The sequence below is a fragment of the Paraburkholderia fungorum genome, from assembly GCF_046027605.1.
Classification (GTDB): Bacteria; Pseudomonadota; Gammaproteobacteria; order Burkholderiales; family Burkholderiaceae; genus Paraburkholderia; species Paraburkholderia fungorum_F.
Genome location: NZ_JAQQEF010000011.1, coordinates 102,493 through 122,094, shown reverse-complemented (window position 1 = coordinate 122,094; position 19,602 = coordinate 102,493). Strand labels below are relative to the sequence as shown.

General features: G+C 63.3%; 17 protein-coding genes. 13 read left to right on the top strand and 4 right to left on the bottom strand.

What is annotated here, in order from left to right:
* Positions 1 to 275 precede the first annotated feature (275 nt).
* Entirely contained in the window at positions 276 to 1,223 is a 948-nt protein-coding gene (locus PQR53_RS19675) for a phosphoribosyltransferase (protein ID WP_408457225.1), read from the top strand.
* Positions 1,224 to 1,235: 12 nt separating this feature from the next.
* Here the strand turns inward: PQR53_RS19675 and PQR53_RS19670 are convergent, their stop codons facing one another.
* Positions 1,236 to 2,930: an ATP-binding domain-containing protein gene (locus tag PQR53_RS19670; protein ID WP_408457222.1), complete on the bottom strand. Its 1,695-nt coding sequence runs from the start codon at positions 2,928 to 2,930 to the stop codon at positions 1,236 to 1,238.
* A gap of 263 nt (positions 2,931 to 3,193) precedes the next feature.
* Here PQR53_RS19670 and PQR53_RS19665 point away from each other — a divergent pair, with 263 nt between their 5' ends.
* Both PQR53_RS19665 and PQR53_RS19660 read left to right on the top strand, forming a co-directional pair.
* Positions 3,194 to 3,820, top strand: a complete 627-nt coding sequence (locus PQR53_RS19665; protein ID WP_408457219.1) for a glutathione S-transferase family protein — start codon at positions 3,194 to 3,196, stop codon at positions 3,818 to 3,820.
* A gap of 122 nt (positions 3,821 to 3,942) precedes the next feature.
* The gene (locus tag PQR53_RS19660; protein ID WP_408457216.1) at positions 3,943 to 4,533 is read left to right on the top strand and encodes a Fur family transcriptional regulator; all 591 of its coding nucleotides are present in this window, start codon (positions 3,943 to 3,945) and stop codon (positions 4,531 to 4,533) included.
* Between the two features lie 108 nt (positions 4,534 to 4,641).
* On the opposite strand, the gene PQR53_RS19655 is transcribed toward PQR53_RS19660, so the two are convergent.
* Positions 4,642 to 5,154, bottom strand: a complete 513-nt coding sequence (locus PQR53_RS19655) for a response regulator (protein ID WP_408457213.1) — start codon at positions 5,152 to 5,154, stop codon at positions 4,642 to 4,644.
* Between the two features lie 489 nt (positions 5,155 to 5,643).
* On the opposite strand from PQR53_RS19655, the gene PQR53_RS19650 reads away from it, so the two are divergent.
* A complete protein-coding gene (locus PQR53_RS19650; protein WP_408457519.1) occupies positions 5,644 to 6,366 on the top strand; it encodes a ribonuclease activity regulator RraA in 723 nt (240 codons plus the stop codon).
* Between the two features lie 36 nt (positions 6,367 to 6,402).
* On the opposite strand, the gene PQR53_RS19645 is transcribed toward PQR53_RS19650, so the two are convergent.
* A complete protein-coding gene (locus PQR53_RS19645; RefSeq protein ID WP_408457516.1) occupies positions 6,403 to 7,221 on the bottom strand; it encodes a TetR/AcrR family transcriptional regulator in 819 nt (272 codons plus the stop codon).
* 111 nt (positions 7,222 to 7,332) lie between these two features.
* Here PQR53_RS19645 and PQR53_RS19640 point away from each other — a divergent pair, with 111 nt between their 5' ends.
* The 3 genes from PQR53_RS19640 (at position 7,333) to PQR53_RS19630 (ending at position 11,699) form a co-directional block, all read left to right on the top strand.
* Complete coding sequence (locus PQR53_RS19640) at positions 7,333 to 8,844, top strand: MDR family MFS transporter (RefSeq protein ID WP_408457211.1); 1,512 nt, start codon at positions 7,333 to 7,335, stop codon at positions 8,842 to 8,844.
* Between the two features lie 468 nt (positions 8,845 to 9,312).
* Positions 9,313 to 10,425, top strand: coding sequence for a hypothetical protein (locus PQR53_RS19635; protein WP_408457208.1), 1,113 nt, complete (start codon positions 9,313 to 9,315; stop codon positions 10,423 to 10,425).
* Between the two features lie 200 nt (positions 10,426 to 10,625).
* Positions 10,626 to 11,699, top strand: coding sequence for a TAXI family TRAP transporter solute-binding subunit (locus tag PQR53_RS19630; protein WP_408457206.1), 1,074 nt, complete (start codon positions 10,626 to 10,628; stop codon positions 11,697 to 11,699).
* Positions 11,700 to 11,746: 47 nt separating this feature from the next.
* Here the strand turns inward: PQR53_RS19630 and PQR53_RS19625 are convergent, their stop codons facing one another.
* On the bottom strand, positions 11,747 to 13,183 hold the full coding sequence (locus tag PQR53_RS19625; RefSeq protein ID WP_408457203.1) for an aminotransferase-like domain-containing protein: 1,437 nt from the start codon (positions 13,181 to 13,183) through the stop codon (positions 11,747 to 11,749).
* A 115-nt stretch (positions 13,184 to 13,298) separates the two neighbouring features.
* Between PQR53_RS19625 and PQR53_RS19620 the strand changes: the two genes are divergently transcribed.
* The 6 genes from PQR53_RS19620 to nikC all read left to right on the top strand — a co-directional run bounded on the left by PQR53_RS19620 (position 13,299) and on the right by nikC (position 19,598).
* A complete protein-coding gene (locus PQR53_RS19620; RefSeq protein WP_408457200.1) occupies positions 13,299 to 14,198 on the top strand; it encodes a DMT family transporter in 900 nt (299 codons plus the stop codon).
* Between the two features lie 136 nt (positions 14,199 to 14,334).
* On the top strand, positions 14,335 to 15,222 hold the full coding sequence (sapR, locus tag PQR53_RS19615; protein ID WP_408457197.1) for a sap1 transcriptional regulator SapR: 888 nt from the start codon (positions 14,335 to 14,337) through the stop codon (positions 15,220 to 15,222).
* A 16-nt stretch (positions 15,223 to 15,238) separates the two neighbouring features.
* Positions 15,239 to 15,802, top strand: coding sequence for a D-alanyl-D-alanine dipeptidase (gene ddpX / locus PQR53_RS19610; RefSeq protein WP_408457195.1), 564 nt, complete (start codon positions 15,239 to 15,241; stop codon positions 15,800 to 15,802).
* 59 nt (positions 15,803 to 15,861) lie between these two features.
* Complete coding sequence (locus PQR53_RS19605) at positions 15,862 to 17,466, top strand: ABC transporter substrate-binding protein (protein WP_408457192.1); 1,605 nt, start codon at positions 15,862 to 15,864, stop codon at positions 17,464 to 17,466.
* A gap of 79 nt (positions 17,467 to 17,545) precedes the next feature.
* Positions 17,546 to 18,625, top strand: a complete 1,080-nt coding sequence (locus PQR53_RS19600; protein WP_408457190.1) for an ABC transporter permease — start codon at positions 17,546 to 17,548, stop codon at positions 18,623 to 18,625.
* Positions 18,626 to 18,683: 58 nt separating this feature from the next.
* Positions 18,684 to 19,598, top strand: a complete 915-nt coding sequence (gene nikC / locus PQR53_RS19595) for a nickel transporter permease (protein WP_408457187.1) — start codon at positions 18,684 to 18,686, stop codon at positions 19,596 to 19,598.
* Positions 19,599 to 19,602: the final 4 nt, after the last annotated feature.

The following is a 19,602-nucleotide window of genomic DNA, read 5'->3' as shown; positions in this document are numbered from 1 at the left end:
GTTATTTTTGCGGGCGGCTCCGTCGCGTCGACCCATCTGCAGATCCAGCCCTGCCGGCGAATCTGCCAAGTCCGTTTCCGGCTACCGCGTCGTTCTTGACGGAACGTCCGCTCCAGTGACGCGCGTCACTGCGACGCGCGATCTTTGAACCGCATGCATAATATCGCCAAATTTCTTTGCCTCAAAAACGGGAGCCTGCCGCTACGCTGCGCCGCGTGCGGCTCTCCGTCCAGCCGACAGCTGTTCCACGTGCGCAACGCGACGCCATCAGAGTCATGAACAAGCCGGTTTTACCCCTGACTTACGAACAACTCGATCGCTGGATCGAATCGCAGCAACCCGCGTTGCTGGCGGAGCGGTTCACGCTGGCGATCGGCATTCTGCGTGGCGGCGCGCCGCTTGCGCTGATGGTCTCGCATGCGGCCGGCACGCCGGTCGCCTTCCTGCGCTATGACCGTCAGACGCGCACCGCCGCCTGGGATTCGACGCTGCCGATTCCGCCCGCGGGCTCGAAGGTGCTGCTGTGCGAAGACATCGCGGGGCGCGGCTTTACGCTGACCGATTGCATCGCGTTCCTTCAGCAGCATGGCCTCGACGTCAGGACGCTGACCGCCGCGGTCGACGATCTGAGCCGCATGCAACCCGATTACGCGATCGACGCCCGGGGTTACTTCGCGCTGTTTCCGTGGGAGCGCCAGGCTTATACCGAGCGCTATCGTGAAGACTGGCAGCGCGTCGAGTCGGGCGCGGCGCCCACGATGGCCGACGACCACGAATACGCCACCTACGCGATCGACCTCGACGGCATTCTGCTACCCGACGTGCCGCTCGCGCGCTACGACGAGGATCTGGCCGCGGCGCTCGCCGAACGCGATGCGCTGCTGCCGTTCGAGATGCTGCCCGGCATCGATATGCAACGGGTTCGCACGATCATCACCGGCCGGCCGGAACTGGATCGCCCGCGCACTGAAGCGTGGCTCGCACGGCACGGCTTCGGTCATATGCGCCTCGTGATGCGCACGCCCGGCACGCACGATGAAAGTCCCGCCGGCGCCGCCGCTCACAAGGCCGCTGCGGCGTTGCGCGGCGGCGTCACGCATTTTGTCGAGAGCGATCCGGTGCAGGCGCTGCTGATCGCGCAGCAGGCGCCACTGCTGCGCGTGATCTGGTGGGACGCGCTCACGCAAACGGGGATGCTGGTGGGCGCGCGGGCGTGGACGTGAGGGCCACGCTTCTTACGCCTCTTTGAACTCTCTGGTTTCCCTGAGCTCTTTCCCGTCGCGCAGATGCAAATGCTCCGCGGCCCGCTGTGAAGCGACGATGATCAGCTTCATGGTCGCCCGCGTGGCGCCGACGAACAGCTTGCGCGCGATACGCTCGTCGAAGGTATCGAAGTCGACTTCGGTGAGAATCACGCACGGCGCCGCCTGCCCCTTGAAGCGATAGATCGACTCGAACAGCACGTCGCCTTCGCGATACTCCGGGTTGCCGAACAGATCGTACTTGCCCGTAAAACTGCGCAAGCGATGCGGGCCGAGATGATCCTGAGCCGTCATCGCCGAACCTTCGCGGCCGCGAAACGACAGCACCGCAATATCCTGTTTGCGAAAGCCGAGCGACAACGCCTGCGTGATCGCCCGCTTGGTCGCCTCGATGCTGCCCTCGGCGGCATTCGTTTCGTCATAGACGGAGAGCGAAATATCGGAGCCGTCAAACGGACTGCCCGACGCAAGACCCGCCGCGACCGGCACCGCAGCGCCGACCACGTCGCGTACATAGTCGAGAATGTCGCGCGGGCTGCGATAGTTGGTGGTCTCTTTCAGCGTGGTCCAGCCGGGCAATTCGACCGGCTCACGCATATACAGATTCTGCAATGGGTCTTCGAGCCACCACCATGCGGCGCCCGGCCGCAACAGGCGCTCGAGGGCGGCCACCCACGGCTGCTGGAAATCCTGCCCTTCGTCGACGATCAGCACGTCGAATTGCCAGCGCGCATCGATCGGCGTTTGCGCAAAAATCGTTTCAAGCTGATCGAAGACGTCGCCGGACTGGAAATCCGGCTCGCGGCCGGCGTCGCGCGCGATCCAGTCACAGAGCTGGTGATAGTTCGCCACCTTCGCCTCGGGCGGCGCGACCCGCGCGATGTGATCCGCGAGCGGCCGGTTGAAACACACGTACAAGGGCCGTTGCCCGCGCGCCACCGCGTCTTTCATCACCTGCACCGCCAGTTGCGTCTTGCCGGAGCCGGCCGTGCCGATCACGCGCAGCCGGAACGGCGAAAACTCGAGCCGCCGCGCCCAGCTCGCGAGGCCGCCGGCCAGCCGCGTGACCAGCGTGCCGGCCTGACCCACCAGCGCGCTGGCGTCGGGCGTGAGCGCGAGTTCGTCGGCGAGAAAGTGGTGAATTTTCGGTGCGCAGGCAAGGCGCGGTTCGTCGGCCGGCAAGGCTTCGCGGATGATCGCGGCAAGCCGGCCCTTGCGCGTCGCGTCGACGATCCGCGCCGGATCGACGCCGGCAATCGCCGCGTCCTTGACGATGTGGTCCGGGCAATACAGCAGTTCTTCAATGAAATACGTGCCCGCGCCGAACGCCGCGGTGAAACGCCGATGCAGCGTTTCGACGGTATGCGCGAGCGCGATCGCCACATTGCGTTCCGTCTGAAGATAGACCTTGACGAGTCCCTTCGGCGTTTCGCGCAGGAAGCCGGTTTTCTGTTCGACGATCATCACGCGCCCGGCCGGGCTGACGATCACGAAGTCGGCCTCGCCGAACACCGAAAAGTTCTGATTCAGGCGGGTCCAGTGCACGCCGTGATAGACGGTGTAGCCATCGGGAAGCGCCTCTTCCAGCAGCGCGAGAGTTTCGCGTTCGCGTGCCGCCGCGCCGGTGGCGGCGAGGCTCTTCCAGTCGTCGGGAACAATGCGGGCCATGCGGTGCCTCGTCGGATTCGGGTGAGCCCATTGTACGCAACGCCCGCGCGTTGCCGGCATGCTTTGGCCGGTGCTTTGGCCGGCGTTGGCCGCTATTCGGGGGCGCGAATCGGAAGCCGCTTGAACCATGCGTCGGCCCACCCCGCGCGGCCGGTTGCACACCGGCGGCGCGCAAGCCATGCGCATCGTGTATCGTTACTGGCTGAACGCCGCGCGCCGTGCGCGGCTTACCAACTGTCAATGTCAAGAAAAGGATTTGCCGGATGATCACGATCTGGGGCCGCGCCAACTCGGTCAACGTACAGAAAGTCTTGTGGTGTTGCGACGAACTGGTGCTGCCATACGAGCGCATCGACGCGGGCCTGCAATTCGGCCGCAACAACGAGCCGGATTATCTGGCCATGAATCCGACCGGAAAAATCCCGACGCTGGTCGACGACGACTTCGTGCTGTGGGAATCGAACTCGATCCTGCGCTATCTGGTGCTGCAATACGGTGAATCGAGCCTTTTGTATCCGTCGGAGCCGAAACTGCGCGCCAGCATCGACCGTTGGCTCGACTGGACGCTGACCACGCTGCAACCCACCGAGCGTCCGGTGTTCTGGGCCCTCGTGCGCACGCCCGCCGCGGAGCGCGACGACGTCAGGCTCGCCGCCGATTTCAGCGCGGTCACGTTGCTGTGGCGTCTGCTGGACAACCATCTGCAAGGCCGCTTCTTCCTCGAAGGCGAGAAGTTCACGCTCGCCGATATCGTGATCGGCGCGTACGCGAAACGCTGGTTCGGGCTGGACGACGTTGAACGTCCGTCGCTGCCGAATCTGGAACGCTGGTATTCGCGGATTGCGACGCGCTCGGGCTTCAAGAAATACATCGATTTCCCGCTGACGTAGGCCATCCGGCCGCTTCTTGCCTGGCCGCGGCGCTCGGGCTTGTCAGGCAGGAAGCAGGCGGGAGTCGGGCAAGCGGACAGCAGGCCGGCACAGCGAAGCACGATGGCCTTTATAATCGACCCATGAAGACCGCCAAGCCCGCCGCGAAGTCCACAACCGCCGCCGATAAAGCCGCCCCCGCTGCCTCAGCTCATCATCATGAGCCGGGGCACATGCACGCTGAGAACGGTGGATCGCAGGAAGCCGCACTGACTCTCGCGGAAGAGTATTGCCGTGAACGCGGCGAAAAACTCACGCCGATCCGCCGCAAAGTGCTCGAGTTGTTGCTGAATTCCGGGCGCGCCACCAAAGCCTATTCATTGCTCGACGACATGCGCCAGATCCATCCCGGCTCGGCGCCGCCCACGGTTTACCGGGCACTGGACTTTCTGTTGTCGGCGGGGCTCGTGCACCGCATCGAATCGATCAATGCGTTCACCGTCTGCCATGACCTGACGCAATGCCAGCATGGCATTCTGGTGGTCTGTCAGCAATGCGGCAACGTCACCGAACTGCATCAACCCAAGCTGCGCCAGGCACTCGTCGCGCAAATTGAAGACGCGGGCTACCGCCTCGCCAGCGATGAAATCGAATTGAAGGGTTTATGTGCCGCCTGTCAGGCAGCGGAGGCAGCGAGCGCCAGCGCCGCAACCTTGGCAGCAGCCACCAAATGACAATGGCGCCGGCGATCAGCCTTGTCAGCTGATCGCGGTCGGTTTCGGCCGCGCAAGTCTGGCGCCCAGACCGCGGGGAAAAGACACTGCCATTGCCCGCCAAACCGTTCAACCGGCCCCGCGGGCGTCTATCGCGTCGTGCAATAGCGTCACGAGGTCTTCGGGCAACGCCGGCTTGGTCATGAAATGCTGGAAGCCTTCGCCGATGCTGCGCAAGCGGTAGGCGTCGTCGGTATGGCCCGTGAGCGCCACCGCCACCGAAGGTACGTGGTCACCGCGAATCTCGTGATCACGCAGCCGCTGGATCAGATAGAAGCCATCCATGGCCGGCAAATCGAGGTCACAGACCACGGCATCAGGTAAGAGCCGCAGCGCTGCTTCGACCCCCTCTTCCGCATCCTCCACTGCGACGACATGCGCCCCTTCCGCCTCGAGTAACAATGCCAGGGATTCCCGGCTGTCCCGGTCGTCTTCGACGAGCACGATCGTGGCCTGATCGAGTCTCAATGCTCCGTTCATGTTCTGTTGTTGCTCTAAAAAACCGGTTAGGCCGACAGGCGCGGCCAACGTATCGTCCTGCTGTTTGCCGCCGATTTGCGCGGCTGCGGTATTGCTGTCCATGGTTCCGACTCGATTTCATGCGTCGAGTTGCATCCAGGCCCGCGATTGTAAAACATGGCCTAAGCGCAACGCGCGCGCACAGTAACGCGCCAAAATTGCACGCCAATGAAAACCCGGCCCTCGGCGCCACCGTTCTGGCAGACCGATGCCGACACCCGATTCGCCGGGGCGGCCGGTGCAAACCCATGTGCACCGCCTTGTCCGCCCGGCATCTTCCCTGACATTCTTGATCTTTTGCGACGCCCTGCGCGCTTGTGTTTCATGCTGGGCGTTCGTGTCCACCCCCTCTTTGGTAGCACGATGCGTGCCGCGCTCGGGTCGTCGCCGGGGTCGCTGCATCCGCATGGTTGCGTGAGCCTGCCGCGCGATCCACGGGGGCGCTATCATCGTGTGCTGTATTGCCGCGGCTACGCGCAGCCGCGGCAATACAGCACGTCACTCAAGCGTCATCTTCCCCACAACAGCAACAACCTGAGGCCGCCCGACACCATGTCCGATCTCGACTCCGCCACGCTCGAAGCACTCCGTCATGTCAGCACTGCCACGCTGACCACCCAGCTGTTCAAGCGCGGCTTGCGCAATACATTTATGCAAGGTGTCGCGCCACTCGCCGCACACGGTGGCGCGAATCTGGTTGGGCCGGCATTCACGCTGCGCAATATCCCCTCGCGCGAAGACATTGACGTGCTCGAACTGTTCGCCGATCCCGAGTACGCACAACGCAAATGTGTCGAGACGATTCCAGCCGGTCATGTGCTCGTGCAGGATTGCCGCGGCGAGCGTGGCAGCGCCTCATTCGGCTCGATCCTCACACAACGGTTACAGGTGCGCGGCGTGGCCGGCATGGTGTCCGACGGCCCGGTGCGGGACAGCACGACGATCGCCGCGCTCGGCATACCGGTGTTTTGTGCCGGAGCCAGCGCGCCGCCAAATCTGATCCGGCATCATGCAGTGGATATCAATGTGCCGATCGGCTGCGGCGGAGTAGCCGTGTTTCCCGGCGACGTGATCGTGGGCGACGCGGACGGCGTGGTGGTGGTTCCACGCAAAATGGCGGCCGAAGTTGCCCAGGCCGCCGTCGAGCAGGAGCAACTCGAAGTGTTCCTCACCGAGCGTATCCGTGAGGGCGCCGCGCTGCCCGGCACTTATCCGCCGAACGAAAAGACCAAGGCTGAGTACGAGACGTGGCGGCAGAAAAATAAGCGTATGTGAGTCGGCCGGTTTGTCAGCCGGTCTGCAGCCGACGTATCAGCTCGCTTTGCTGGGGCTGGGGCCGATGCCCTGCACCAGCAAGGCCACTACATGCCGGGCGATCTCCTCGCCGCCGATATTGCGCCGCACAGGATCGTTGCGCCACAGCTTCGACGTGGCCAGCGGCAGAATCGTCAGACCTAGCAGTGAGACGAACACCAAAGACGGCTCCAGCCCCGCATTCAGGCGCCCTTCCTTCTGCCAACGCGCAATGGCGGCCAACGACGCTTTCTGATGCGTGTCGCCGAACCGTTCATGCATGCGCTGGCGCAGCAGACCACCGTCGCTGATCACTTCGCGCACCCACAGCGATGGAAACCACGGGTGATCGCTCGCAACCTGGACGAGACGCTGCGCAAGCTGCGTGATGGCCGTCACCGGGTCGTCGGGATTTTCCTGAAACGGCACGCCGAGCGCCGAGCGCAGCGGCGCGAAACGCTCGTCGATCAGCACGTCGAGTAGTTGATCGCGCGTCTTGAAGTAGTAATGCATCATCGCCGGCGTGAAGCCCGCCTCGCGGGCAATCTCGCCGAGCGTTGTATCCACGATCCCCTGCCGGGCGAACAGGACGAGCGCGGCATCCAGCAGGCGGCTGCGCTGCTCCGGGCCGCGCACCGAGCCGGAAGGCCTGCCGGGACGTCGCGTGGGTGCAGGTGCAGGTGCAGGTGCGGCTGCGGATGCAGGTGCGGGCTTTACAGCATTCGCGGAATCGCCCACCGCGACCGACTCCGACTTCGAAAGCTTTCGCGCCTCCGCCGCGACTGGGTTGCGCGGCGCGCTCTTCACTTTCTTTTCATCCGAAGGAATCCTGGCCATTGCATTCGATTTGACGAGTGATACGATGTCGCCTATATTAATCTCCAAATTAATTAATTTCAACGCCGTGGTGTCATGGACCAATCGACAACGACTCAACCCACCGAACTGATGAAGCCCGACGTGCAGCCCAATGCTCAGCCCGCCGGGCAGGCCGCCGACCATCCGCCAATCCGCCTGCTGTTTCCGGCACTGCTGCTGGTCATGCTGCTCGCCGCACTGGATCAGACCATTGTCTCGACTGCGCTGCCCACCATCGTCGGCGAACTGGGCGGGCTCAACAACCTGTCGTGGGTGGTGACCGCCTACCTGCTCAGCTCGACCATCGTCGTGCCGCTGTACGGTAAGTTCGGCGATCTGTTCGGCCGCAAGATCGTGCTGCAGACGGCGATCATCGTGTTCCTCGTCGGCTCCGCGTTGTGCGGCGTCGCGCAGAACATGACCCAGCTGATCGTGCTGCGCGCGCTGCAAGGGCTCGGCGGCGGCGGCCTGCTGGTGGTGACGATGGCCGCGATCGCCGACGTGATTCCGCCCGCTGAACGTGGCCGCTTTCAGGGCGTGTTCGGCGGCGTGTTCGGTCTCGCCACGGTAATCGGCCCGCTGCTCGGCGGCTTTCTCGTCGAGCATCTGTCATGGCGCTGGATTTTCTATATCAACCTGCCGCTCGGCATCATTTCGCTGGTGGTGATCGGCGCGGTGTTCAAACCGCACGTGCGGCATGTCAAGCACACCATCGACTACATGGGCGCCGCGTTTCTCGCCGGCGCGCTCACCTGCATCATCCTGTTCACGAGCCAGGGCGGCACGATCCTGCCGTGGTCCTCGCCGCAACTGTGGTTCACACTCGGCATGGGGCTGGTGGCGATCTGGGGCTTCATTCACGAAGAACGCAGCGCGGTCGAGCCGATCATGCCGCTCGAACTCTTCAAACAGCGCACGTTTTTGCTGAGCAGTCTGATTGGCTTCATCATCGGCGTGTCGCTGTTCGGCTCGGTCACTTTTCTGCCTTTGTATTTGCAGGTGGTCAAAGGCTCCACGCCCACGCAAGCCGGCATGCAGATGTTGCCGATGATGGGCGGCCTGTTCGTCATGTCGATGGTGACCGGCCGTGTCATCAGCAAGATCGGCAAGTACCGCATGTTCCCGATCGCGGGCACGTTCCTCGTGGCCGTCGCCATGCTGCTGCTTGCACGCCTGCAGATCGATACGCCCATTCATGTGATGTATATCGACATGGGCATTCTCGGTTTCGGCCTTGGCATGGTGATGCAGGTGCTGATTCTCGCCGTGCAGAATACGGTCGAGTTCAAGCATATGGGCGTGGCCACTTCAGGCGCGACGCTGTTCCGTTCGATCGGCGGCTCGATCGGCGTAGCCGGTTTTGGTGCGGTGTTTTCCAACGGTCTCGCCGGGCGCCTCGAAAAACTGATTCCACCCGACACCGAATTGCCGCACGCGCTCGGACCGGCGGCAATCCACCAGTTGCCTCAAGCATTGCGCGACGATTATCTTCAGGCATTCGCCGGTGCGTTGCACACGGTGTATCTGTCGGCCGCTTGCGTGGTGGTGCTGGCCTTCGTACTCGCGTGGCTTCTTAAAGATCATCCGCTACGCAAGCACTGATTTCGTATCATGTTTTCCCCCAGCGGTTTTCTGCAAACGTTGTCTGCAAGCGTTTCCATCCGCGTTGTCTGCAAGCGCCTGCTGACGAGGTCGAACGCCACGCGCTTCGGCCTCGTTCTGTTTTCAGCGCCGCTATGTCGTTACGCAGACTCCTGCGCCCGCTCTCCCGTTCGCGCCATCGCAACCCAGGCCGAATGAAAAAAACTACCCGCGTGTTCGTTCTGCCGGCATATGCAGTGTTTCGTCGTACCTACTTTATGTGCGTTAGCGCACATAAAGTAGGTACGAACGTCGATTGACGTTCTTGCCGAAACGCCACATATTGACACCAGCGGCACCGCAAGCGAGGACTTGCGTCCCAAGGCTCTCCAGTGCATGTGGATCGTGATTTCCGCGGACGTTGCTCCTGCCTCAACACGATCTCGAACATGTCGTAACGGCATTGTTTTCCACAGGTGGGTCCACTGTATGTCCACCCAGACACTAATCGGCCATAGTTTTCCGACGCCCTGCAAACGCTGTGGCGGTGCTCTATACCGGCAAGTCGACTATTGCCCGTATTGTGGCGCGGTGCATCCGCTCGACACCGGTCCACACAAGCGCGTGGTGATTCCCGGCAGCCGCGCGAGTGCCACGAGCAAAACGGCGCAGAAAAATAGCTTCGATCCGCCACAGCCGGAAGAAAGCGAGTTCGCCGCGCAAGCTGCGTTCACTGGCGAAGCTGTTCCTCCCGACCTTCCAATACAAGCGCCGATGCTCGCGTCACCGGATGCGCCCATTCCCCCGCTCGCCGATCCACCGGATTCCAGCAGGCGCGGCGTGCTCACGCTGCGCCGGGTGCTGATCGCGATCGCGGCCATTGGCGCAATCGGGCTAGCCTACGTCGCCTATGCACTATTCAGCGACAACCAGGAATCGCAGAGCGGCAACACCGAGCAGAGCCCCGGCAACGTCCAGGATGCGAGAACGGCGACCGGCACAATTGCGCCATACGCCCCGGCTCAATCGACGAAGCAGGCTGCAGTGGGTAAGCCCGTTGTCGTGCCGGCCAATTCCATGAATCCCGTCAATCCCGTCAGTCCTGCCAATCCTGCCAATCCTGTTAATGCCGCCAATCCCGTCAAGGCCGCACCCGCGATTCCAGCCTCCCCGATCGCACTGCCCTTAGCCGCGGCGCCTGTAGTCAAACCGGCGCCGCAGTTCCGCGATGCCGCGCAAGCGCTGCAAGCGGCGCGCCTCGCCTTCCGCGCGAACGACCTGTCCGCGGCACAAGCGGCGCTGGGCGCGGCGCAAGCGCTGCAACCCGGCAGTGCCGACGCGCAAAGCCTGTTGACGGAATTGAAGCCGCTCACCGCGCGCCGCGACGCCGCGTTGCAGGCTGCGCAAACGTGTGTTGCGCAGCAGTCGTGGAGTTGCGCACGCCAGCACGCCAGTGAGGCGCTCACGATCGACACCGGCAACGAGACGGCGAAGACGATCCTCGCGCGCGTGATTCGCGAAACAGGTTGGGCGCCACTTAACTCGCATGCCGCGACCGACAGTCCGGCCGGCGACAAATCGTTTGGATACCGAATTTCATAGCCGTTCGCACGATCGCTTTGCCTGACTGACTGCATGCATCACGGCACGCGCGATGCCTCACGTTTCGCGTGCCCTCTGAGCGGCAACAGACGGACATGCCACGCGCGGCACATTGAACATGAGATGGCAAGCCGCCTCATCGGTGCATAGCGCACCGCCCGCGACAGGCTGTTCAACTCTGACCGATAGGTGGATCGACCATGCTGAAGAGACTTCTGGCGGGATGGCTGGGGCTGTTGCTGATGGTCGTGGCTTCGTTGGCCGGCGCGGAGCCTGCGCACTACAAGATCGTCACCGGTCCGGAACGGGGCACGTATATCCAGTTCGGGCAGGATCTGTCGAAATGGGTGGCGCAACCCGTGGGCATCGACCTGGAAGTGATGGCCTCGAAGGGCTCGGCTGAAAACGTGCAGCGCATGCGCTTCGAGCCGGGCGTGAAACTCGCGCTGGTGCAGTCCGACGTGTATCAGGCCTACATCGACATGGCCAACGCCGGTAATGCCGATGCGGGTACGGCGATCCGGCCGCTACGGCTCATCATGCCGCTCTACGACGAGGAAATTAACGTCGTGGTGCGCGCCGATTCGCCGATGAAAACCTTCGCCGACATCAAGGACAAAAGCATTAGCGTCGGCCTGCTCGGCAGCGGCACGGCTCAATCGGCCACGACCCTCTATCACCTGATGTTTGGCACGTCGATTCCCGAGCAGAACGTCCAGCACCTGAGTAACGAAGACGCGCTGGCCGCGTTGATCGTCAAGAAGGTGGATGTGGCGATCATCGTGGTTGGGCAGCCGGCCAAACTGTTCAACGACATGAATCCCGAACTGCTGCAACAGATCCGCCCGCTGAGGGCGGAGCCCAACGCGCCCGAAACCGTCCGTGCCAAACAGACGTATTTTCCCGCGACGCTGCGCACGACCAGCTATCCGACGTGGCTCAAGGAAGACGTCCCCACGCTAACCGTGAAGGCCTTTCTCGTCACTTACGATTACGGTCTGCGCGATACCGTCGGCAATCTGAATCATTTTGCCGACTCGCTGTGCGCCAACTTCGATAATCTGCAGGAGCACGGGCATCCGAAATGGAAGCAGGTGAAACTGGAACTGCCGACGCTCGTGCGCGGGTGGAAATACTACGGCCCGGTGGAGAAACATTTGCGCGCGTGTCTGGCGAACAAGAGCGCGGCGCTCAGCGCGACGGCGGCGCAGGCCGTGCAGAAACCGCGTTCATCCTGCACGGATCAGGAACGTCTGCTGTTGCTATGCAAGTAATCAGGTCAGGTGATGGCGTCTGACCACGAGTGCGCGCTCAAACACGCTCAGCGCGCGCTCGCTGCGGCCGACACCTCCATCGCCCGTTGCAAGGCTTCATACACCTTCGGCCGGTTGCATTGCGACACGTTAAAGCGCAGGAAGCCGGCCGCCGATCGCGACGCGCTGAACACATTGCCCGGCGCGAACACCACGCTTTCGGCTAACGCGTGACGCGCGATATCGGCGGCGTTGAGTGCATCCGGCAGGCGCGCCCACACGAAAATGCCGGCGCGTGGCCGCGTCCACACTTCAAGACCCGCATAGCCCAGCCGCCTGATCGTCTCGCCCATGGCGTCCGCCAGCTTCGCGCGCATCGACTCCAGATGGCGCCGATAGGTGCCGTCCACCAGCAAACGATGCACGACGCTCGCGGCCAGTTGCCCGTTGCCGAACGAGGTGGCCAGCTTCAGATCGACCAGCGGTTCGACCCATTCACTGCGCGCCGCGATGTAGCCGCAGCGTACGGCCGCGGACAAGGTCTTCGAAAAGCTGCCGATCGAAACCACTCGCGCGAGACCGTCGAACGCCGCGAGCCGCGGCGCCGGCTCGTCTTCGAAGTCGGCGAAAATATCGTCCTCGACGATCAGCAGATTGTGCTCGCCCGCCAGTTTCAGCAGCCGATGCGCAATGGCCGGCGCGAGCGTGGCGCCGGTCGGATTGTGAACCGCGGAATTGGTCACGTAGAGCCGCGGGCGATGCTCGATCAGCGCCCGCTCGAATGCCGCCAGATCAGGCCCGGACGGGGTATAAGGCACCCCCACGATGCGGGCGCGATGCGCGCGCAGCAGCGCCTGAAAGTTGAAGTAGCAGGGATCGTCGATCAGGACCGTGTCGCCGGGTTCGAGCAGAAAACGGCAGACCAGATCGAGCGCATGCGTGCCGCCGTCGGTCAGCACGATCTGCTCGGGCGGCGCCTCGACGCCGTGCTGTGCGAGCCGCCACGCGAGTTGCTGACGCAGCGCGGGCAGACCGAGCGGGCTCGCGTATTCGGCCAGCGACGCCTGGCGGTCGCGCGCCACGGCGCGCAGCGCGCGGCGCACGCCATCTTCCGGTAACCACGAAGGCGGCATCCAGCCGCAGCCCGGCTTGAACACCTTCGCACCGGCCTCCAGCGACTGCCGCGTGAGCCACAGCGGATCGACCTCGCGATCGAGGCGCGGCCCCAGATCGGCGAGCGCGAGCGGCGGCGCATGGCCCGACACGAAAAAACCGGAGCCGCGCCGTGCCACGATCACGCCTTCCGCGACCAGCCGGTCGTATCCTTCCACTACCGTCGACTTCGACACGCCGAGCGTCTCGGTCATCATGCGGATCGACGGCACGCGCGCGCCCGGCATCAGCGAACGGCTCGCAATACGCTCGCGCAGGCTGTCCATCACCGTGCCGACCCGCGTGCCGGTATGCGCGCCCGCGGCAGCCCGGTTGTTATCGCTTTCCGCCATCTGTACTGCTCCTTGTTCGGTACAGTTTGGGTGAATTGTACTGATCCATAGCTTACCCTTTGCATCCCGAAAGCGGATGCTATGTGTTCCATTTCAATGTGCATGGACTCTTTCGATGGACAAGACAACGAACGGCTGGGTGAGCGGCATGGTGGGCGTATTGATATTCAGCGGCTCGCTGCCCGCCACGCGCATCGCCGTACAAGGCCTCGATCCGGTGTTTCTGACGGTGGCCCGCGCGACCATCGCAGGCACGCTGGGGCTGCTGCTACTGCTCGTGTTTCGCGAGGCGCGGCCCGCCCGGCGCGATCTCATCCCGCTCGTCGTGGTCGCGCTCGGCGTAGTGGTCGGCTTTCCGCTGTTGACCGCCCTTGCGCTGCGCCACGTGAACGCCGCGCATGCCGTGGTGTTCGTCGGGCTCCTGCCACTGTCGACCGCGATCTTCGGCGTGCTGCGCGGCGGCGAGCGCCCGCAGCCGGCGTTCTGGCTGTTCTCGGCGCTCGGCAGCGGCGCGGTGGTCGCGTTCGCCTTGCGCCATGGCCTCGATGCGTCACCGATCGGCGATGCGTTGATGCTGGCGGCGATCATCGTCTGCGGCCTGGGTTATGCCGAGGGCGCACGGCTGTCGCGCCACCTCGGCGGCTGGCAGGTGATTTCGTGGGCGCTGGTGCTGTCGCTGCCGGTCATGTTGCCGCTTGCCTGGTGGACACGGCCCGCATCGTTTGAAGGCGTGAGTCACGCGGCGCTGTGGGGGCTCGCGTACGTGTCGCTCTTCAGCATGCTGATCGGCTTCGTGTTCTGGTATCGCGGACTGGCGCTCGGTGGCATCGCGGGGGTCGGGCAGTTGCAGTTGCTGCAACCGTTCTTCGGCCTACTGCTGGCCGGGTTGCTGTTGCACGAGGAGGTGCCGCCCGCGATGATTCTGGTGACTGTCGTAGTAGTGGGGTGCGTGGCTGGCGCGCGGCGCTTCTCGCGAACGAGACCGGTGGCCGCGCCGGCAAGACCAGCCGCATAGCAGTCATTGTTCAGCAAAATCCTATCGAACCAAGCTTCCCGATATTTTTTTTAAGCTGGCGCTGAGTTTATTGGTTTTGTTAGATACGTGTCATTGTTTGAACAAATGACAAGTTACTAACCAGATCAGCGCCCCGATGCCGACTGCCTTCGCCCAAACTGTCGAAGCCCGCTTCGCCGAATTGACGCCCACGGCCAAGCGGATTGCCAGCTATCTGCTCGCCAATCTCGATCGGCTGGGCCTCGAAACCGCGGACCAGATCGCGCAGCAGGCGGGCACCAGCGGCATCTCGGTAGGCCGGTTCCTGCGCAGCGTCGGCTATCGGAATCTCGACGATCTTAAACGCGAACTGCGCGGCACGCAGGAACGCCCGTGGATGATCACGGATCGCCTCGACGCGTTCCGCCGCGTGGCGAGTGAGCAAGGCGACGCCGCACAGGCCGGCGCACCCGCCCCCAGCCCCGCCCTCGCCCGTTCGCTCGAACTCGAAATCGGCGCGATCCAGCACGTCTATCAACTCGCGCAATCGCCGATGTTCGCGCACGTGGCCGAACGCATTTCGAACGCGGACGCCGTCTATATCCTCGGCATTCAATCGACCCGCGGGATCAGCAACGCGTTTTATAGCTACCTCGAATACATCCGGCCGCGGGTGTTCTATTCCGACGGCATGTCGGGTTCGTACGTCGATTCGCTGAACTCCGAGTTCGCGTCGCCGTATCTGATCGTCACGGACACGCGCGCTTACTCGATGATCGCGCGCCGCTATTGCGAGGCCGCCACGCGCCGCGGCCTGCCCTTCGCGCTCGTCACCGATATCTATTGCCCCTGGGCGCGAGACTTCGCGGGCGACCTTCTGCAGGTCAAGACCGACGTCGGCCAGTTCTGGGACTCGCTCGCCCCGCTCACCTGCCTCTTCAACCTGCTGATCAGCGCGATCGTCGAGCAGCTCGGACCGACGCTCGACGATCGCGTGGCCCGCAATCGCGAACTGCAAGGCGAACTCAACCAGTTCGATCTTTGAACCTCACCTCATCGCTATGAACGACCACCGACTCATCGAAATTACGCCGGCCACGCACGGCGTGGACATCGACCTCGTGTACGCCACGCCGCGCAATCTCACCGGCAAGCCGATCTACAAGGCGGCGCACTGCCTGCTGCTGGAACCCGCCGAAGCGGCGCTGCGTCAGGCCGTGCAACTCGCGCGCAACATCGGCACGAGCCTGCGTATTTTCGACGCCTACCGCCCGCCGCAAGCGCAGCAGGTGCTGTGGGATTTCCTGCCCGATCCAACCTATGTCGCCGACCTCAGCCGCGGCTCGAACCATAGCCGCGGCACCGCGCTCGACTTGACACTCGTCGATGCGAACGGCGAGGAACTCGACATGGGCACGGGCTTCGACGCCATGACGATCGAATCCGAGCACTTCCATCCCGGCTTGCCCGAGCACGTGCAACGCAATCGCACGCTGCTGCTCGGCGTGATGCATGGCGCCGGCTTCACGCACATCAAGAGCGAATGGTGGCACTACGAGCTGCCGGGTTCGCGCGTGTTGCCGCTGATCGACAACAGCGAGAGCGGTCCGCTGCGCCTGATGTAAGCCATTCGTCTTTGCAATGTCCCTCTTCCCTGGCTGTTCACATTCCTCACGGAGCGAGTATGAAACTGGTTTTGCGCAATGCGTTGGCGGTGGCCGCCGTCGCGTCCGCCCTGGCGCTGTCGGTGGCGGGCGGTCCCGCTCAGGCGGCTACGCCGAAAGACATGTTCGTCATGGCCACGCTGCTCGATGAATTCACCACGCTCGATCCCGGCGAAGTCTACGAACTCGTGCCGGAAGAATATGTGGCGAATACCTACGACCGCCTCGTGCGTGTCGACTTGCGCGATCCGTCGAAATTCAACGGCGACGTCGCGCAATCGTGGACGGTCAGCCCCGACGGCCTCACCTTCACGTTCAAGATCCGGCCGGGCCTCAAGTTCCATTCGGGCAATCCTTTGACGGCCGACGACGTCGCCTGGTCGATCCAGCGCACCGTGCTGCTCGACAAAGGACCGGCGGCGGTGCTGCAGGGCATCGGTCTGGCGAAAGACAACGTGCTGCAGCGCGTGAAGAAAGTCGACGACACGACCGTAAGCGTCACGACGGACCAGAAATACGCGCCGACCTTCGTGCTCAACGTGCTGGGTTCCTGGCCGGCTTCGGTGCTCGACCAGAAGCTGCTGATGTCGCATCAGAAGGGCAACGACTTCGGCAACGACTGGCTGCGCACCAACGAGGCCGGCTCCGGCGCCTACAAGCTCGTCAAGTGGACGGCTAACGACAGCATCGTGCTGCAACGCTTCGACGGCTACCGCTTGCCGCTCGCGATGAAACGCATCGTGTTGCGCCATGTGCCGGAAGCGTCGAGCCAGCGTCTTCTGCTGGAAAATGGCGACGTCGACGTCGCGCGCGATCTGAGCCCCGACGACCTCGCCACGCTCGGCAAAAGCGGCAAAGCCCGCGTGACGCCGGTGCCGCAAGCCACGCTGATGTACCTCGGCCTGAACGTGAAGAACCCCAACCTCGCCAGGCCCGAGGTGCAGGAAGCGATGAAATGGCTGATCGACTACAACGGCATTCAGGATCACGTCGTTCGATCCACCTACAAGGTGCACGAGACCTTCCTGCCGGAAGGCTTCCTTGGCGCGCTGAATGCGAACCCCTATCAGCAGAACGTCGCCAAAGCCAAAGCCCTGCTCGCCAAGGCCGGACTCGCCAACGGCTTCACGGTGAAGATGGACGTGCGTAACGACTATCCGTACAACGAGATCGCGCAGGCGGTACAGGCCAATCTCGCGCAGGCCAACATCAAGGTCGAGATCATTCCGGGCGACAACAAACAGACGCTCGCCAAATATCGCGCCCGTCAGCACGATATCTATATCGGCGAATGGTCCGCGGACTATATCGACCCACACAGCAACGCGCAGGGCTTCACGTGGAATCCGGACAATAGCGACGCTTCGAGCTACAAGATGCTCGCCTGGCGCAACGCGTGGGACATTCCCGAGCTGACGAAGGAAACCAACGCGGCGCTTGCCGAATCGTCGACCACCAAACGCGCGCAGATGTATCAGGCAATGCAGAAGGAAGTGCTGGCGAAGTCGCCGTTCGTCATCATGTTCGAGAAGGTCGCGCAGGTGGCGTATCGTCCGGGCGTGAGCGGTCTCGAGGTCGGCCCGATCAACGACCTCGTGTCGTATCGTGATCTGAAGAAGCAGTAAGCGCCAGAGCCTGAAGCGCGGTGTTTTTGCGGCGATCGATTGTCGCGTCGTGGCCGCGCCTCAGGCAAGGAAGATAACCATGTCGACTCCCATCACACCCCTCACCACGCTGGAGCGCGTGCGCGCGCTCTCCGCCGGTCACGGCAGCGTACGTGGAACCCTGCTTCTGCTGCGCTGGGTGCTTACGCTGCTGATCACATTTATCGGCCTGCTGGCGGTGACCTTCATCATCGGCCGCAAGGTGCCGATCGATCCGGTTCTGGCCGTGCTCGGCGATCGCGCTTCCGCGCAGGCTTATGCCGCGATGCGCATCGAACTCGGCCTCGACAAGCCACTCGTGGTGCAATTTCTGATCTATGTACGCGATGTGGTGCACGGCAATCTCGGCATGTCGCTGTTGACCGCGCATCCGGTGGTCGACGATATCAAGCGCGTCTTCCCCGCCACGCTCGAGCTGGCCACGCTATCCACGATCCTCGGCGTGCTGGTGGGGGTGCCGCTCGGCGTGATCGCCGCGGTCCGCCATAACCGCTGGATCGATCATGTCGCGCGCTTCGTCGGTCTCATCGGCAGTTCGGTGCCGGTCTTCTGGCTCGGCCTGATGGGCTTGCTGCTGTTTTACGCGAAGCTGCATTGGGTGTCCGGTCCGGGCCGCATCGATCCGGTGTTCGACGGGATGGTCGACACCCATACCGGCAGCCTGTTGATCGACTCTCTGATCGCCGGCGAATGGGACGTGTTTTTCAACGCGCTCTCGCATATCGCATTGCCCGCAGCGATTCTCGGTTACTACTCGGTCGCCTATCTGAGCCGTATGACGCGCTCCTTCATGCTCGACCAGTTGAGTCAGGAATACATCACCACGGCGCGTGCCAAAGGCTTGCCGGAGCGCCGCGTGATCTGGCGGCATGCGTTCGGCAATATCGCCGTGCCGCTTCTTACCGTGATCGCGCTCGCCTACAGCTATCTGCTAGAGGGCTCGGTGCTCACTGAAATCGTCTTCGCGTGGCCCGGCATCGGTTCTTACCTCACCGGCGCCTTGCTCAATGCCGATATGAACGCAGTGCTCGGCAGCACCCTCGTGATCGGCATCACCTTCATCGCCCTCAACCTGCTGACCGACGCGCTGTACCGCGTGTTCGATCCGCGCGCCCGCTGATGCTCCGGAGATCGAAGCCGTGCTCCCTTCCACCCACGATTCATTGCAGGATCGGCCGATGAACGCCCCGCCCCGACACTGGAAAGACTGGCTCCTGAGCGACACGCCGGGCTCGCGCAAACAGGCCGCGCTCGGGCTCGCATACCGGCGCTGGCGGCGCTTCACCGGCAATCCGCTATCGGTGTTCGGCCTCGCGATTCTGGCGCTGCTGATTGTCATCGCGGCGATCGGGCCGTGGTTCGCGCCGCACGATCCGTTACAACAGGTGCTGGCGGACCGTTTGCTGCCGCCCGGCTCCGCATCGCATTGGCTCGGCACCGATCAGCTCGGACGCGATATTCTCTCGCGTCTGATTTACGGCTCGCGCCTGACGTTGTCGATTGCGATCCTGGTCGTCGTGATCGTCGTGCCGGTCGGTTTGCTGGTGGGCACCACGGCCGGCTTCTTCGGCGGCTGGATCGATAACGTGTTGATGCGCATCACCGATATCGCGCTCGCCTTTCCCAAGATCGTGCTGGCGCTGGCCTTCGCCGCCGCGCTCGGCCCGGGCGTCATCAATGCGGTGATCGCCATTTCGATTACCGCGTGGCCCGCTTATGCACGGCTCGCGCGCGCCGAAACGCTGCGCATCGTGCAGGCCGACTTCATGCACGTGGCGCGTTTGCAAGGGGCTTCGCGCCTGCGTTTGCTGCTGCGGTATGTGATGCCGCTGTGTTCGTCGTCCGTGATCGTGCGGGCGACGCTCGACATGGCCGGCATAATTCTGACGGTGGCCGGGCTCGGCTTTCTCGGCCTCGGCGCGCAACCGCCCAGTCCGGAATGGGGCTTCATGGTGGCATCGGGCCGCAATGTCCTGCTCGACGCATGGTGGGTCGCGACGATTCCCGGCTTTGCGATTCTGCTCGTGAGCCTGTCGTTCAATCTGCTCGGCGACGGTCTGCGCGACGTCTTCGATCCCCGCCATGGAGGCTGAAAAA

Excerpts from the sequence above, each read along its gene's own strand:
- PQR53_RS19675 (WP_408457225.1), top strand. The coding sequence starts at position 276 with ATGAACAAGCCGGTTTTACCCCTGACTTACGAACAACTCGATCGCTGG.
- PQR53_RS19670 (WP_408457222.1), bottom strand. The coding sequence starts at position 2,930 with ATGGCCCGCATTGTTCCCGACGACTGGAAGAGCCTCGCCGCCACCGGC.
- PQR53_RS19665 (WP_408457219.1), top strand. The coding sequence starts at position 3,194 with ATGATCACGATCTGGGGCCGCGCCAACTCGGTCAACGTACAGAAAGTC.
- PQR53_RS19660 (WP_408457216.1), top strand. The coding sequence starts at position 3,943 with ATGAAGACCGCCAAGCCCGCCGCGAAGTCCACAACCGCCGCCGATAAA.
- PQR53_RS19655 (WP_408457213.1), bottom strand. The coding sequence starts at position 5,154 with ATGGACAGCAATACCGCAGCCGCGCAAATCGGCGGCAAACAGCAGGAC.
- PQR53_RS19650 (WP_408457519.1), top strand. The coding sequence starts at position 5,644 with ATGTCCGATCTCGACTCCGCCACGCTCGAAGCACTCCGTCATGTCAGC.
- PQR53_RS19645 (WP_408457516.1), bottom strand. The coding sequence starts at position 7,221 with ATGGCCAGGATTCCTTCGGATGAAAAGAAAGTGAAGAGCGCGCCGCGC.
- PQR53_RS19640 (WP_408457211.1), top strand. The coding sequence starts at position 7,333 with ATGAAGCCCGACGTGCAGCCCAATGCTCAGCCCGCCGGGCAGGCCGCC.
- PQR53_RS19635 (WP_408457208.1), top strand. The coding sequence starts at position 9,313 with ATGTCCACCCAGACACTAATCGGCCATAGTTTTCCGACGCCCTGCAAA.
- PQR53_RS19630 (WP_408457206.1), top strand. The coding sequence starts at position 10,626 with ATGCTGAAGAGACTTCTGGCGGGATGGCTGGGGCTGTTGCTGATGGTC.
- PQR53_RS19625 (WP_408457203.1), bottom strand. The coding sequence starts at position 13,183 with ATGGCGGAAAGCGATAACAACCGGGCTGCCGCGGGCGCGCATACCGGC.
- PQR53_RS19620 (WP_408457200.1), top strand. The coding sequence starts at position 13,299 with ATGGACAAGACAACGAACGGCTGGGTGAGCGGCATGGTGGGCGTATTG.
- sapR (WP_408457197.1), top strand. The coding sequence starts at position 14,335 with ATGCCGACTGCCTTCGCCCAAACTGTCGAAGCCCGCTTCGCCGAATTG.
- ddpX (WP_408457195.1), top strand. The coding sequence starts at position 15,239 with ATGAACGACCACCGACTCATCGAAATTACGCCGGCCACGCACGGCGTG.
- PQR53_RS19605 (WP_408457192.1), top strand. The coding sequence starts at position 15,862 with ATGAAACTGGTTTTGCGCAATGCGTTGGCGGTGGCCGCCGTCGCGTCC.
- PQR53_RS19600 (WP_408457190.1), top strand. The coding sequence starts at position 17,546 with ATGTCGACTCCCATCACACCCCTCACCACGCTGGAGCGCGTGCGCGCG.
- nikC (WP_408457187.1), top strand. The coding sequence starts at position 18,684 with ATGAACGCCCCGCCCCGACACTGGAAAGACTGGCTCCTGAGCGACACG.